Origin of the sequence: Rhizobium sp. CECT 9324, assembly GCF_918741265.1 — a bacterium.
Taxonomy (GTDB): domain Bacteria; phylum Pseudomonadota; class Alphaproteobacteria; order Rhizobiales; family Rhizobiaceae; genus Allorhizobium.
This window is the reverse complement of the sequence record NZ_CAKKMZ010000001.1, coordinates 2,865,529-2,879,661: the sequence shown is the minus strand read 5'-3', so window position 1 is coordinate 2,879,661 and position 14,133 is coordinate 2,865,529. Positions and strand designations below refer to the sequence as shown.

Below are 14,133 nucleotides of genomic sequence, written 5' to 3'. Positions count from 1 at the left end.
TCCGCAGAAAAGGCAACGGCGGCGATATGGGGAGGGCTTTCGTTTGTCGGACGAGGCGTGTAAACAGCATCCGACGAAACGGATGGGAGCTTTTGGCGCATGGACGCCCGCGAAATGAAGATCAAGGCCGCGGCCGCGGCTCTGGAACATGTCGAAGATGGCATGCGCCTCGGTATCGGCACTGGTTCGACAGCGGAAGAGTTTGTGCGGTTGCTGGCAGAAAGAGTGGCCGCCGGGATCAAGGTACAGGGCGTGCCGACATCCGAGCGGACGGCACGGCTTTGTGTTGAGCTGGGCGTGCCGCTGAAATCGCTTGATGAACTGCCGGAACTTGATCTAACCATCGACGGCGCCGACGAGATCGACCAACGCCTGACCCTGATCAAGGGCGGCGGCGGTGCGCTCTTGCGCGAAAAGATCGTCGCGGCAGCGTCTCAGCGGATGATCGTGATTGCCGACGCGACCAAAGTGGTGGACACCCTTGGCCGCTATCCTTTGCCGATTGAAATCAATCCTTTCGGCCAGGTTTCGACACGCGTTGCAATCGAAAAGCTTGCAGCCCGGCTCGGCCTGACAGGTGAGTTGACACTGCGCGCCAGAGGCGAAGACGATGTCTTTATGACCGACGGCGGACATCTCATTCTTGACGCATCTTTTGGCCGTATTCCTGATGCAGACGCATTGGCTAGCCAGCTCAATGCCATCCCCGGCGTGGTGGAACACGGCCTATTCATCAACTTGGCCACTCTCGCCATCATCGCCGGTCCGGCGGGTGCGCGGGTGATGGAGCCGAAAAACTAAACAGGAGCATTGAATTTCATGATCAGCTTTTCGGATATGAGCCGTTTCGCATCGGTCGCCGTCATTGCGGGCGGCGTGATGCTGGGAGCGATTTCCGCCAAGGCCCAGGATGTCGCGCCGGAGCACATTCAGGCCGCGCGCGCAGCGATTGCCTCGCTTGGCGTGACCGACCGCTTCGATGCAATCCTGCCGAACGTCATGAACCGGCTCACGGGCCAGTTGATTCTGGCATATCCCAACCTGCAGGACATCATTTCTGCCAAGGTTGAGGAAGAAGCGTTGAAGCTTGCGCCGCGCCGCGCTGATCTCGAGCAGGAATCGGCGCTGGTGTATGCCAAGGCATTCTCTGTCGAAGAACTGCAGGCGATCACCGCATTCTATAGCAGCGAAGCCGGCAAAAAGCTTTTGAAGGATGGGCCGATCGCCACCCGGGAACTGCTGAAGGCTGCCGACATCTGGACGTCGGGTATTGCCCGCGACCTTGAGAAGCAGGCCAATGAATCGCTGCTCAAGGAGGTTGGTCCGACACAGCCTGCCGTGGCGCCGCCGACTGCGGAAGCGCCCAAGCCGTAATCGGATGATCGCCACCAAATAGATGAAGCCCGGACCCTGGTCCGGGCTTTTCTTTTGGTATGCACCCACCCTATATCAGGACCGTCCCGCACTTTGGGGCGGCAAGGAGAAAAAATGTCCAGTTTCGACTATGACCTGTTTGTGATCGGCGGCGGCTCCGGTGGTGTGCGCAGCGCGCGCCTTGCGGCATCGCTCGGCAAGAAGGTTGCGATTGCGGAGGAATATCGTTTCGGTGGCACCTGCGTCATTCGCGGCTGCGTTCCGAAAAAGCTGTTCGTCTATGCCTCGCAGTTCCACGAACATTTCGAGGACGCGGCCGGATTTGGCTGGAGCGTGGGTGAAAGCACCTTCGACTGGAAGAAACTGATTGCCGCAAAAGATCTGGAGATCACCCGCCTTGAGGGCCTGTATCGTAAGGGCCTGGACAATGCCGGCGCTGAGATCATCTTGTCGCGCGCCGAACTTGTCGGTCCCAACAGCGTGCTGATCAAGCAGACCGGTAAGGTTGTCACGGCCGAGAAAATCATCATCGCCGTGGGCGGTGGCGCGAACCCGCATGCGGCCCTTCCGGGTCATGAACTCTGCATCACGTCGAATGAGGCTTTTCATCTGGAACGGCTGCCACGCTCGATCTTGATCGCAGGCGGCGGCTATATCGCTGTGGAATTTGCCAATATTTTCCACGGTCTCGGTGTGGAAACGACATTGATATATCGTGGTGCCGAAATTCTGAGCCGGTTTGACCACGACATGCGCCGTGGCCTGCATGAGGCGATGGAAGCCAAGGGCATCCGGATCCTGTGCCATGACCATATCCAGTTGGTGACAAGGACTGAGAGCGGAGATCTCGAGGTCGAAACGATGAACAATGGCAAGCTTGCCGTCGGGCAAGTCATGCTGGCTCTCGGTCGCGATCCTTTTACCAAGGGCCTCGGGCTTGAAGCCGCCGGTGTCGAGCTCAACGAGCGCGGTGCAATCATCGTCGATGCTTATTCGCGCACGAATGTACCGGGTATCTTTGCGCTCGGCGATGTGACCGATCGTGTCCAATTGACGCCGGTCGCGATTCATGAGGCCATGTGCTTCATTGAAACCGAATATAAGAACAACCCGACGTCGCCAGACCATGAACTGATTGCGACGGCGGTTTTCTCGCAGCCGGAGATCGGCACGGTCGGCATGTCGGAAGACGAGGCAGCAAAGCGCTTTGATGAGATCGAAGTCTATCGCGCGCAGTTCCGTCCGATGAAGGCAACGCTGTCCGGTCGGGCTGAAAAGATGATCATGAAACTGATCGTCAACGCTGCGGACCGCAAGGTTGTTGGTGCGCACATTCTCGGTCATGACGCAGGCGAGATGGCGCAACTGCTGGGCATTACGTTGAAGGCCGGTTGCACGAAAGACGATTTCGACCGGACCATGGCGGTTCATCCGACAGCGGCAGAAGAACTGGTGACGATGTATAGCCCGAGTTATCGCATTAAGAACGGCGAGCGGGTTTAACCTGATGAAGGTCTGCGCCGCGCCGGTGGTGGCGGGGCCCGAAGACAAAGAGGCGCGGCAATGCCGCGCCTCTTTTGAAAAAGCCTTGATGTGGCTGATTTTGCCTGTTGGTCAGGTCCAGGCCAGCACCGGCGCCGCAAGAGCGGCGAGCGCCAGCAGCGACAACGCGATGAACCGCATGCGGTTTCTTCTTCGCGTAAGGGCACCATTCCAGTCATACGCCATAACTCGATCCTCATGATCTACGCAGGAAACCGAAGTTTCCAATACAGTTCGCAATGCCCCCGCTGGTCGGGGTAGTCAGCGAGACTTGCGTGAAGCTGACCATGGGAGGCGGTCGCGAGGTCATTCCGGTCCAGTGTTGATTATCGATTTCGAATGTGCGGCGGACACTGTCGTCTGGCAAGAGCACGCGATTGTATCGAATTGAAACAGGCTGTGAATAATGTGTGTAACTCTTGTGCGCTGCGAAAACTCATTCTCCGCATTGATCAAGCGATGCAGGCTGCGCGCATGGCGTATAGCCCAGAGCCCAACCGGTCTCGGCACCCCTCTCAACGAAAACGCAACTGGCATGCCAAGTCACGGTTGTCGCGGTGTAGGCTCTTCACGTCATGGAGGTGGAGACGGCACGGTTTGGAGTGGCTATTTGGGTATCGGAGCCATCCAATTATCGCTTCGAAAGCCCTTAAACTTCGGCTTTGCAAGCCACATATAACGGTCTATAAGCCCCCATCCGACGCGGCCGGGAGGAGGCCGCATTTCTATTTCAGGACAGGTGACGACCATGGCGCAGAATTGGACCCCGAACAGCTGGAGGCAGAAGCCGATCAAGCAGGTTCCGGCCTATCCGGACCTCGACGCATTGAAGGCTGCAGAGCAGCAGCTTTCGACCTATCCGCCGCTGGTTTTTGCGGGCGAGGCTCGTCGTCTGAAGAAGTCGCTGGCCCAAGTCGCACAAGGCGAGGCCTTTCTGCTGCAGGGCGGTGACTGCGCCGAAAGTTTCGCCGAACACGGCGCCGACAATATCCGCGATTTCTTCCGCGCCTTCCTGCAGATGGCGGTCGTTCTGACTTTCGGCGCGCAGCTTCCCGTCGTGAAGGTCGGCCGCATCGCCGGCCAGTTCGCCAAGCCGCGCTCGTCCGACATGGAAACGATCGGTAACGTCGAGCTGCCGAGCTACCGTGGCGACATCATCAACGGCATCGAGTTCACCGAAGACGCGCGTATTCCGAACCCGGAGCGCCAGCTGATGGCGTATCGCCAGTCGGCCGCGACGCTGAACCTCTTGCGCGCCTTCGCCATGGGTGGTTATGCCAACCTGGAAAACGTGCACCAGTGGATGCTTGGCTTCGTCAAGGATAGCCCGCAGGCCGAGCGTTACCGCAAGCTGGCCGACCGCATTTCCGAAACCATGGACTTCATGAAGGCCGTGGGCATCACTTCGGAAAACAATCCGAGCCTGCGCGAGACCGATTTCTTCACCAGCCACGAGGCCCTGCTTCTCGGTTACGAGGAAGCGTTGACCCGCGTCGATTCCACCTCGGGCGACTGGTATGCTACGTCGGGCCACATGATCTGGATCGGTGACCGCACGCGCCAGGCCGACCACGCACATCTGGAATATTGCCGCGGCATCAAGAACCCGATCGGTCTGAAGTGCGGCCCGTCGCTGCAGGCAGACGATCTGTTGAACCTGATCGACATCCTGAATCCGCAGAACGAGGCCGGCCGCCTGACGCTGATCTGCCGTTTCGGCCATGACAAGGTCGCCGAGCACCTGCCGCGCCTCATCCGCGCGGTCGAGCGGGAAGGCCGCAAGGTCGTCTGGTCCTGCGATCCGATGCATGGCAACACGATCACGCTCAATAACTACAAGACCCGTCCGTTCGAGCGTATCCTGTCGGAAGTCGAAAGCTTCTTCCAGATCCACCGTGCGGAAGGTTCGCATCCGGGCGGCATCCATATCGAGATGACCGGCAAGGACGTGACGGAATGCACCGGTGGTGCGCGTGCCGTGACCGGCAACGATCTCGCCGATCGCTACCACACCCATTGCGATCCGCGTCTCAATGCCGACCAGGCACTGGAACTCGCCTTCCTGCTCGCAGAGCGTATGAAGAGCGGCCGCGACGAGAAGCGGATGATGGTTGCCAACGGTTAAGCTGTTCGTTCAGCAAGAATATGCAAAGGGCCGATGCGAGAGCTTCGGCCCTTTCTTTTTCGGCGCTTCGCGCGGCCTTGCCTATTGGACGAGAACCGACTGCATGCAGCGTGCGTCGGTGACCCTTATATCCGCCTCGCCAACCCTGACGCCGAGCGTCAACAGCGTGTTGTAGAGGATCTTGTCGAGCGGCACCGTCAGGGCCGAAAGGGTGTCTGAAAGGGCAGACTGGATGGCTTTGGGACTGGCGATGCTCAGTGGTCCCAGCCGGATGTCGAGATCGAGGTTCTTCAGCAATGAGGCCTGCAGCGATGTCAGCGTGTCGCTCGTCGATATTGTCTTGAGCGTGCCATCCTTGATGTCGGCAGCGCTGAAGATCAGGGTTCTCTTGTCCATATTGGTTGCCGTGACATGTGCAATCGCGTCGATACCGAGCAGGGGGGCTGCGACAAGATTTGCCTTGGTCACGCGGGGCGTGGTTCCGAAATTGGCAAATGCCTTGGAGTTGACCTCTCCCAAGGCCAGTTCCACAATACCGGGTACCGCTTCAACCTTCACGTACGGCACATTGCTGGCACTTCGGCAGATTACGTCGGAAATCTTTGCCTCCGCATAAGCGACCTCGAGATAGACCGGGACCTTCACCTTGATTCCGGCAAGTGCCAACAGACCCTCGCTGGTGATTTCGATCGCCAGTCTCGTTTGCGCGGTGCGGATGATCGTTCCCGGCGCACCGACAGCCGACCGTGGCGATACGACCGCCGGCTCGCCGATCGCAAGACTGAGTTTGGCGGATGCAAGGCCCGGGACCTTGGCGCCGAGGTCGAGATCGATTTGCGATTGACCGTTTGCCGCGCTTGCTGCGGTCGTCAGCAGTTCAAAGACTTCGAGGTCCAGCGCCATGAAATCCGAGCTGCCGACGAGATTGTGGGCCAAAGGCTCTAGCCCGATGACTTCTGCCAGCTTCAGGGTGAGCTTGGTTTTGGATGCAGTGCGTACCAGGGCTTCGAGCGCCGTTCGGGTACGGGGTTCCAAGCCTGATGTGCCGAGGATCGCCCGAAGCAGGCTGCCATAGGCTATGTCCGTTTCCAGTATTTCGCCGTAGGTCAATGCCGTGAGGCCGAGATCGACCGCAAGCGCGTCAATGACGCCGAGCGCATTGACCTGGGTGTCGAGCAGTGCACGGTAATCCATGACATCCAGGTCCACAGTGGTTCCGAGCAGGCCGGACAGGACAGAGTTGAGAACCCCGTCATGCAGGCTTGCGAGGCGCGAACCGATCGAGAATGCGGCGACCTTGTTCGCCGCTGCGGTGCCGACCGCGCCGAGTGAGGGTGGTTCGGCAAAGGCGCTGGCGAAATAGAGATTGCCCTTGCCGTGGATCTCGACGCGCGCGGCATCTGCTTGGCTGCGGGTTCTCACAAAGCGGGCAGCCACGGAAAGTGCCGGATCGGCGGTATATCGGCCAGGAGTGACGGTTGCCAGGATGGCCGGAACTTCATTGGGATCGTATGGAACGAGACCCTCCTCGGTCAGAAGGCCCTTGGCGGTCGCAACCGGGATTTTCAGGCCATTCATCTGGAAATAGTCAAACGTAGCCTGTTCTGGATCTGCGAGATTTGCGGCGGCGGCGATTGCCGCCAGATCTGCGGCCTGCTGCATTTCGCGCTGCTGAAGCGTGAGACTGCCGTAGTCGACGCCGAGTGCCAGCGCCGCGATGATCAGGGGTGAAACCAGTGCTGCGGATATGGCGATGTTGCCATCGTTGTCGCGCGCAAGAGACCTGAAGCCCAAGAGACGTTCACGGAGACGTTCGCCCATTCATATTCCCCCCACCCTGATCGTTGAAAAGCGCCGGATCGTGCTGTCAGGCATGGCGAAGCTGTAAAGGTTCCAGATCGGCAGTCCTGAAGCGTCGTAGTAGATGTTGACGGTGAACTGGTTCGGATTGTCGGGGCTGTCATTGACGGCGACCGCGAAGGCTTCCGAATCCAGGAACGCGTAGTCCGAGGTGGCCGTTTTGACATAGTCTTCGGCAAGGTGCTGGCGCTCACGCAGGCTCAACCCTGCAATCGCGGTTCTGGCGGCATCGGCGGTGATCTGCTGAACGGCATGGCTGGCACTGAGGTAAATCGCATAGCCTAGCATCGAAAACACCACGAGAAAGAACAGCGGTGCCAGGATGGCGAACTCGATGGCCGATGAACCGCTAACATCTTTGAGGAAACGAAAACGGCTAAGCATCGGCCTCTCCATTTGATATTTGTAATTTAGATTTATATGGAAATACGGAACCGTTTAATGGTTGGTTACTCGGTTGTATCAAAAGTATCAATGCACGCTTATGTTTAATTCAAATGCTTGTATTGGTTGTGTTTTTTAATTTTTCCTGATGTCTCTGGTTGCGCTAACAAGACGCTGGATTCTGCGGTTGTTCGCTTGCGCCACGACGGTTCGCTCACCTGAGGGCCCAAAAGGCGTTAACATTTGTGCGGTTTTCCCTTCATTGTGACGGCCTTCTTTGCGGCGTCGTACCTAGCCAAACTGCCAAGCTTTGCATCAAATTACTTGATTTGACCCGAAGCCGGACATCCGCGATCCTGATGTCTCGTACATTTAGGAGGGTGGATTGAGCGAGATTCATAGTGGCGGCTGCCTGTGCCAAGCCGTTCGTCTGACCGTAAGGGGAAAGTTGAACCCTGTCAGTTTTTGCCATTGCTCGCAGTGCCGACGGCAGACGGGCCACATCTATGCGACAACTGACGCCGCGATGGATGACGTCGTGATCACCGGGGCAGATGCAATCTCGTATTACCGTTCAAGCCCGGAGGCGCAACGTGGTTTTTGCCGCCTGTGCGGATCGGCATTGTTCTGGCGGGCGGACGATAGCGGGAGGATGTCGATCATGGCAGGGCTTTTTGATCAGCCCACCGGCATTGCAGGTGGCTATCATATCTATTGCGCCGACAAGGGAGACTACTACACGATCAATGATGATCTGCCGCAATATCCGGCGAGCAGCACTGTCTGAACCTATCTCACCATATGGATATCCAGCGGATTTAGCAGATCATCTCACGCTGCCGCTGCGTCCTGATCGATCGTCAATTGTTGCCGGCTCTTGCGATAGGCGATTTCCAACGCTGCAAACTTGGCGGATTGCCAAGTGAAATAATCCTCGATGAAGCGCTGGCTCAGCCAAAGGTCACCGCGCCGACGCGGCAGTTCCCAGCCCAGCAGTTCTTCGCTTTCCGCTTTCTTGAACATGCGCTTCAGATTGGTCGCTGAAATCATGTAGATCTCGCTTAATTCGGCAAGCGTCACCACGCCAACCACGGTTCGCTGTGCGGTGCGGTCAAAATCGCCCAGACGCGCAATCAGGTCATGCAAAATCATGCCCCCGAGATCTGACCACAGAAAATGGCCGATGCTATCGGGCGGATCGCGCCAGAGCGGATCAGCAACCAGGATTTCGGCCGCGATCGGCTGACCGAGACGGAAGATGCGCGGATCCGCCACGGTCGTCGCCTCTCTATTGCCACCATCGAGACGGTCGAGGCAGGCCATGTGGCCGACGAACCAGCGCATCATCGCAGCGTTGCTGATTTCGGTCGTTTCGAGAACACGCACCCGCTTGTCAGGGATATCGGGAATGTCACGCAGGAATTTGTAGGCTACTAACTCGGAGAGATAGGCGGTCGCGGTGTTGCGGCTGGCAGCGCCGAGCCGCATGACGATCTCGACGAAGCGCGTCGCCGTCAGTCCGGACAGCGGATCGTCGTCGCGGCGGCTGAGTGACAAAGCGAACATTGCATGGGTCATCAGCCACTTGCGATGCGACGCCTTCAGACGTGCCAACCGTGGCGTCTCGTTGTGAATGGCAATGAGATGTTGGGCGATCTGTTTCTCGATTGCGGGAAACAAGGCGTGAGATGCGATTTCGGCACGCGTAAGTTGCGGCATGGTTGGTGCTCTGTTGAACAGTGTCACGTTCAAGACTGCCGCGCGAACGAAAATCCGGTCAAGATGAGCGGACTAAGACACTATCAAGCGCGCAGCATTTTTGAACAAAAAAAGTCTATGAGATTAAATTGACTTTTCCGCAATAGTGCACCGATCCATGACTTGTCAACATAGGTGACTTGGGAGGTGACAAGTATCGCCTGCTCACGTCACCGGCTGTAGTCTTTCGGCTTGTTCGGGGAAGAACCGTTCAGTTCCAAAGCCTTCACCAAACATCATATCATGTTGAAGCAAGCGATAGTCACGGATGGTGGGATCAATGCGGCCGGAAACGGACCAATCTGGCTGAGCTCGGTTGTTGCGCTCGATCAACTGGTGGCGGTCGATCACAGTATAACGTTCCTGCACACGGCCGAGCATGCCCGTATAGAACGGATGTCGATATCCGCTCATCCGGACGATGAAATGCGGCAGTTGCGAGGGGCTGACCGAGCCGAGGTTCTTCTGCATGCCGCGCTTGGAGGACCACACAACCAGTGGTGTTTCATGCTCGCGTTTCATCGTCGCAACGGAGGCTTTGCGGGTCGCGACCTGATCGGCCATGTAGCCGCTCTCGGTATAGACCGTGCCGAGCGGCGGCAGGTGGTCGCCAAAAAGCACGATGATGGTTTCCCGCCGGCGCTTCTTGGCCCAGTCCATCAGCATCTTAAGGCTCTGGTCTGCTTCCTTGACGCCCTGCGTATAGGTGGCCAATGCACTCGCGCTCCCGTCGGACAAGGTCGGGGCGTCAACCTCGATCGAGTTCTTCTTGTAGCGATTGCTCTCGTAGGGACCATGGCCCTGCAGCGTAACGGCAAAGAAGAAAAACGGCTTTGCGGTATTGTCGGCCTGACTGATGATATGGCGCGTCAGCGCATCGTCGGACGCAAAGATGCCGCGCTTTTCCATCGCAGGCATGTTTTCCTCGGATTGGAAGCTTTGGAAGCCGAGTGCCTGATAGACGTTCTGGCGGTTCCAGAACCAACTCTGGAACGGGTGGAACGCCTTTGTGACGTAACCCTTCGATTCGAAGAATGTGGCAAGCGACGGCAACGGGCGGCGGATATATTGCTGATAGGGAATGCTGCCGTAGGGCAGGAACGCGTTGCTGAACCCTGTCAGGGCCTCGAATTCAACATTGGCGGTCATGCCGCCGAATTCCGGCGAGAATACATTGCCAGACTGGTTGGCACGCATGGTCGGCATCGGATCGCCGGAATAGCGGATGCTGGACATGCGCGTCGGATCCCAGAGCGATTCGCTCATGATCATGATGACATCGGCCTGACGTCCCGAAAAGAACGTCGCGGGCAGGCGGTCGGTCGGAATGTCTGAGACCGCGAGATTGTTGTAGCCGTCCGGCGCACCGACATTGGCCATCGGGACATTAAAAGCGAAGGCAAGCAGGAAGCCATTGTGACGATAGTTTTCCTTCTGGTCCCACATCATCGGCACGATATTCAGCCGATCGCGGACATAGGAAAATGCCATCGGATCCATCAGCGTGACAAAACCGGCGAGGATCGGGGCTGCGACCAACGTGCGACCAATGCGGACCACGGGAAGGATGCGCGGGAAAAGTCGGCGGCTGACGAAGATCAAGTAGCCAAGTGCACCAAGGATAGCCAAAGCCAATAGCGCCATGCCCGCCGCCGCAAGCGGACGGGCAGCAACCATGACAGGCAGAAGTTCCACGATCTGGCGACCGAACAGCAGGTCGCTCGGAAACAGCGGATCTGACAGGAACAGTTGTTTCTGTCCGGACAAGAAGGCGGGCAGGAGCGACAGCGGTACGATCAGCAACGCCGACTGATAGGCACGCCCGACGATGGCATCGCCAAACAGCATCATCAAAAAAAGCATGCCTGCTGCAATCATGCCCGGGCGAGCGGGCGACAGCATGTAGTCGGCGATATCGTTCAGGCTTCCGCGCGCCAGCCATTCGCTGAGAACAATGGTGACGATCGCCAGCAATGCTGTGTTGATCAGCGGGAAAACGATGCGTCCGGCACGCCCGGTGGCACGCGCTTCATCTCGGCGGGGTGTGGTGCCGACAGCTGCTGCCAAAAGGCTGGAATTTACCGATTTCGCACGCGTATCAGCCACAGAGTTCTCCGCGAGAAAAGCCAATTTCATCAAAGGTTCGCATAGCTGTCACATATTCGTCATGAACGCTACATGAACTGTGCCAAAGGCCCGATTGTTCCCCGTTTTTGATCGATGGTTGGGTGGCGACCGCACGCTTGGTTGGCAGACGCCGTTGCGATCCGTCAATCGAGCGGTTAAACCGTTGATCATGAGCGAAACATTGCAAAAAACAGATGTCCTGCGCATTGCCATTGCGCAACTCAATCCAACGGTTGGCGACGTCGTCGGCAATCTGGCGAAGGCGCGCGCTGCGCGGTCGGAAGCTGCAATTCAGGGCGCTGATCTGCTTCTTCTGACGGAGCTGTTCATTTCCGGCTACCCGCCTGAGGATCTCGTGCTGAAGCCAGCGTTTCTCAGCGCGTGCCTGTCTGCCGTCGAGCAACTGGCGGCAGAAACTGCCGACGGCGGCCCTGGTGTGATCATCGGGTTCCCGCGTCAGAGCGAGAAGGGACGGCATAATTCGGTGGCCATTCTTGATGGCGGCAAGATCCTTTCGTTTCGCGACAAGATCGATCTGCCGAACTACGGCGAATTCGACGAGAAGCGCGTCTTTGTCGAAGGCGAGATGCCCGGACCGGTCAACTTTCGCGGCGTGCGCATCGGCGTGCCGATCTGCGAGGAAATCTGGAACGATGCCGGCGTCTGCGAGACGTTGGCCGAAACCGGGGCCGAGATCCTCTTGGTGCCAAACGGTTCTCCTTTTTATCGTGGCAAGGTCGATGTGCGTCATCAGGTGGCCCTGCGCCAGGTGATCGAGACCTGCCTGCCGCTCATCTTTGCCAACCAGTTGGGTGGCCAGGACGAACTTGTGTTCGACGGTGCAAGCTTTGCCTTCAATGGTGACAAATCGCTGGCGTTTCAGATGAGCCAGTTCGAGGAGACATTGTCTGTCACGACCTGGAAGCGGACCGAAAGTGGCTGGCGCTGTGATGAAGGGCCGATGTCCCGCATTCCGGAGAAGGAGGAGGCAGACTACCGCGCCTGCGTTCTCGGTTTCCGCGACTACGTCAACAAGAACGGCTTCAAAAGCGTGGTGCTCGGCCTTTCAGGCGGGATCGATTCGGCCATTTGCGCGGCAATTGCTGTCGATGCTCTGGGGGAGGAGCGGGTGCGCACCGTCATGTTGCCTTATCGCTACACGTCGAAGGACTCCTTTGCTGACGCCGAAGCCTGCGCCAAGGCACTGGGTTGCCATTATGATATCGTGCCGATCGCCGATCCGGTCGAAGGCTTCCTGTCGAGCCTTGCCGAAATGTTCGAAGGCACGGAAAGCGGGATTACCGAAGAGAACCTGCAAAGCCGTGCGCGCGGGACGATCCTGATGGCGATCTCCAACAAATTCGGCTCGATGGTGGTTACCACCGGCAACAAGTCGGAAATGTCGGTCGGCTATGCGACGCTCTACGGCGACATGAATGGCGGCTTCAATCCGATCAAGGACCTGTACAAGATGCAGGTCTACGCGCTTTCCGCCTGGCGCAATGCCCATGTGCCGCCGGGCGCACTCGGTCCATCGGGCGAAGTGATCCCAGCCAATATCCTGTCCAAGGCGCCGTCGGCCGAACTTCGACCGAACCAGACCGACCAGGACTCGTTGCCGCCCTATCCGGTGCTGGACGATATCCTGGAATGCCTGATCGAGAAGGAGATGGCGGTCGAGGACATCGTTGCCCGCGGCCACGACATCGCAATCGTGCACCGGGTCGAGCACCTGCTCTATCTGGCCGAATACAAGCGTCGACAATCGGCGCCGGGGGTCAAGATCACCCAGAAGAATTTCGGCCGCGACCGTCGCTATCCGATCACCAACCGTTTTCGCGATCGCTGAGGGGCTGCGAAACCGATTTCGCGGCTGCATGGAGGAGACGTGATGCGCAGTTCGGTCGAGATCTACAATATCCGCACACGGCTGAGCCGTGTGGTCTGGCAGACCGCCGATCTGGTCGAGGCACCGAACTGGTCGCCGGACGGCTCCTATCTGCTGATCAATGAAAACGGCCTGCTCTACCGGCTTTCGCCGAAGGGTGGACAAGCACCGGTACAACTCGACACCGGTTTTGCGATCGAATGCAACAATGATCACGGAATATCGCCGGACGGATCTCTGGTCGTCATCTCGGACAAGACGGAGCACGGCAAATCCTGCATCTATGTGCTTCCCGCCATAGGCGGGCAGCCGCGCCAGGTGACGGCAAAACTGCCATCCTATTGGCATGGCTGGTCACCTGACGGTCGCAACCTTGCCTATTGCGGCATTCGCGAGGATGTCTTCGACATCTACTCGATTTCCGTGGATGGCGGCGAGGAACGCAGGCTGACCATGGGCGAGGGGCGGAATGACGGGCCGGATTGGTCCGCCGACGGCGAATGGATCTATTTCAACTCCAGCCGCAGTGGCCTGATGCAGATCTGGCGCATGCATCCCGATGGCAGTGATGTCGAACGCATCACCTACAGCGATACCGGTGACTGGTTCCCGCATCCTTCGCCGAAGGGCGACAAGCTTCTGTACCTCTCCTATGCGCCGGACGTGTTCGATCACCCGCGCGACCACGAGGTCAGTCTGCGGCTGATGGATATGGATGGCGGCTCGCCAGAAACCCTGTTCGAACTCTTCGGCGGGCAGGGCACGATCAATGTGCCGAACTGGTCGCCCGATGGCGATGAATTCGCCTTTGTCCGCTATTTCCCCGTCACCGACTGATGCTCGTCGCAGGCTGATGCTTGCGTCCTCCAGCGATCGGTCTACAAGATTGACGATCAGGTGCCCGCAGTCTTGCGGGAGAATCGGGAAGCCGGCGCAAATCCGGCACGTGCCCAACGCTGTAAGGTGGATGCGCGCGCAAGGGGAAACCCGGCCACTGGTGGACAAGACCGGGAAGGCGGCGTGTGCAGCAGATGCCAAGTCAGAAGACCGGCCTGATGAGATAGACTTGCCCGCG

General features: G+C 58.2%; 11 protein-coding genes and 1 riboswitch. Of the genes, 7 read left to right on the top strand and 4 right to left on the bottom strand.

The features are described 5' to 3' along the window. Positions 1 to 99: 99 nt before the first annotated feature. The 4 genes from rpiA (at position 100) to LQ231_RS14065 (ending at position 5,041) form a co-directional block, all read left to right on the top strand. The gene (gene rpiA, locus LQ231_RS14080; RefSeq protein WP_230171789.1) at positions 100 to 801 is read left to right on the top strand and encodes a ribose-5-phosphate isomerase RpiA; all 702 of its coding nucleotides are present in this window, start codon (positions 100 to 102) and stop codon (positions 799 to 801) included. An 18-nt stretch (positions 802 to 819) separates the two neighbouring features. Continuing rightward, positions 820 to 1,374: a DUF2059 domain-containing protein gene (locus LQ231_RS14075; RefSeq protein ID WP_230171788.1), complete on the top strand. Its 555-nt coding sequence runs from the start codon at positions 820 to 822 to the stop codon at positions 1,372 to 1,374. Between the two features lie 114 nt (positions 1,375 to 1,488). Then, entirely contained in the window at positions 1,489 to 2,877 is a 1,389-nt protein-coding gene (gene gor / locus LQ231_RS14070; protein WP_230171787.1) for a glutathione-disulfide reductase, read from the top strand. A gap of 787 nt (positions 2,878 to 3,664) precedes the next feature. After that, positions 3,665 to 5,041, top strand: a complete 1,377-nt coding sequence (locus tag LQ231_RS14065) for a class II 3-deoxy-7-phosphoheptulonate synthase (protein WP_230171786.1) — start codon at positions 3,665 to 3,667, stop codon at positions 5,039 to 5,041. Between the two features lie 81 nt (positions 5,042 to 5,122). On the opposite strand, the gene LQ231_RS14060 is transcribed toward LQ231_RS14065, so the two are convergent. Then, the gene (locus LQ231_RS14060; RefSeq protein WP_230171785.1) at positions 5,123 to 6,862 is read right to left on the bottom strand and encodes a pilus assembly protein TadG-related protein; all 1,740 of its coding nucleotides are present in this window, start codon (positions 6,860 to 6,862) and stop codon (positions 5,123 to 5,125) included. Next, the gene (locus LQ231_RS14055) at positions 6,863 to 7,285 is read right to left on the bottom strand and encodes a TadE/TadG family type IV pilus assembly protein (RefSeq protein WP_230171784.1); all 423 of its coding nucleotides are present in this window, start codon (positions 7,283 to 7,285) and stop codon (positions 6,863 to 6,865) included. A gap of 385 nt (positions 7,286 to 7,670) precedes the next feature. Between LQ231_RS14055 and LQ231_RS14050 the strand changes: the two genes are divergently transcribed. Beyond that, a complete protein-coding gene (locus LQ231_RS14050; RefSeq protein WP_230171783.1) occupies positions 7,671 to 8,072 on the top strand; it encodes a GFA family protein in 402 nt (133 codons plus the stop codon). 44 nt (positions 8,073 to 8,116) lie between these two features. Here LQ231_RS14050 and LQ231_RS14045 read toward each other — a convergent pair whose 3' ends face one another. Beyond that, positions 8,117 to 9,004 carry a hypothetical protein gene (locus tag LQ231_RS14045; protein ID WP_230171782.1) on the bottom strand — a complete coding sequence of 296 codons (888 nt, stop codon included), beginning with the start codon at positions 9,002 to 9,004 and terminating at the stop codon, positions 8,117 to 8,119. A gap of 204 nt (positions 9,005 to 9,208) precedes the next feature. After that, entirely contained in the window at positions 9,209 to 11,149 is a 1,941-nt protein-coding gene (locus LQ231_RS14040; RefSeq protein ID WP_230171781.1) for an LTA synthase family protein, read from the bottom strand. Positions 11,150 to 11,339: 190 nt separating this feature from the next. Here LQ231_RS14040 and LQ231_RS14035 point away from each other — a divergent pair, with 190 nt between their 5' ends. Beyond that, the gene (locus LQ231_RS14035; RefSeq protein WP_230171780.1) at positions 11,340 to 13,019 is read left to right on the top strand and encodes an NAD+ synthase; all 1,680 of its coding nucleotides are present in this window, start codon (positions 11,340 to 11,342) and stop codon (positions 13,017 to 13,019) included. Between the two features lie 42 nt (positions 13,020 to 13,061). Further along, positions 13,062 to 13,895, top strand: coding sequence for a hypothetical protein (locus LQ231_RS14030; protein WP_230171779.1), 834 nt, complete (start codon positions 13,062 to 13,064; stop codon positions 13,893 to 13,895). A 41-nt stretch (positions 13,896 to 13,936) separates the two neighbouring features. Then, positions 13,937 to 14,129, top strand: a riboswitch (cobalamin riboswitch). Positions 14,130 to 14,133 lie beyond the last annotated feature (4 nt).

Excerpts from the sequence above, each read along its gene's own strand:
- LQ231_RS14030 (WP_230171779.1), top strand. The coding sequence starts at position 13,062 with ATGCGCAGTTCGGTCGAGATCTACAATATCCGCACACGGCTGAGCCGT.
- LQ231_RS14075 (WP_230171788.1), top strand. The coding sequence starts at position 820 with ATGATCAGCTTTTCGGATATGAGCCGTTTCGCATCGGTCGCCGTCATT.
- LQ231_RS14045 (WP_230171782.1), bottom strand. The coding sequence starts at position 9,004 with ATGCCGCAACTTACGCGTGCCGAAATCGCATCTCACGCCTTGTTTCCC.
- LQ231_RS14060 (WP_230171785.1), bottom strand. The coding sequence starts at position 6,862 with ATGGGCGAACGTCTCCGTGAACGTCTCTTGGGCTTCAGGTCTCTTGCG.
- LQ231_RS14065 (WP_230171786.1), top strand. The coding sequence starts at position 3,665 with ATGGCGCAGAATTGGACCCCGAACAGCTGGAGGCAGAAGCCGATCAAG.
- LQ231_RS14055 (WP_230171784.1), bottom strand. The coding sequence starts at position 7,285 with ATGCTTAGCCGTTTTCGTTTCCTCAAAGATGTTAGCGGTTCATCGGCC.
- LQ231_RS14035 (WP_230171780.1), top strand. The coding sequence starts at position 11,340 with ATGAGCGAAACATTGCAAAAAACAGATGTCCTGCGCATTGCCATTGCG.
- rpiA (WP_230171789.1), top strand. The coding sequence starts at position 100 with ATGGACGCCCGCGAAATGAAGATCAAGGCCGCGGCCGCGGCTCTGGAA.
- gor (WP_230171787.1), top strand. The coding sequence starts at position 1,489 with ATGTCCAGTTTCGACTATGACCTGTTTGTGATCGGCGGCGGCTCCGGT.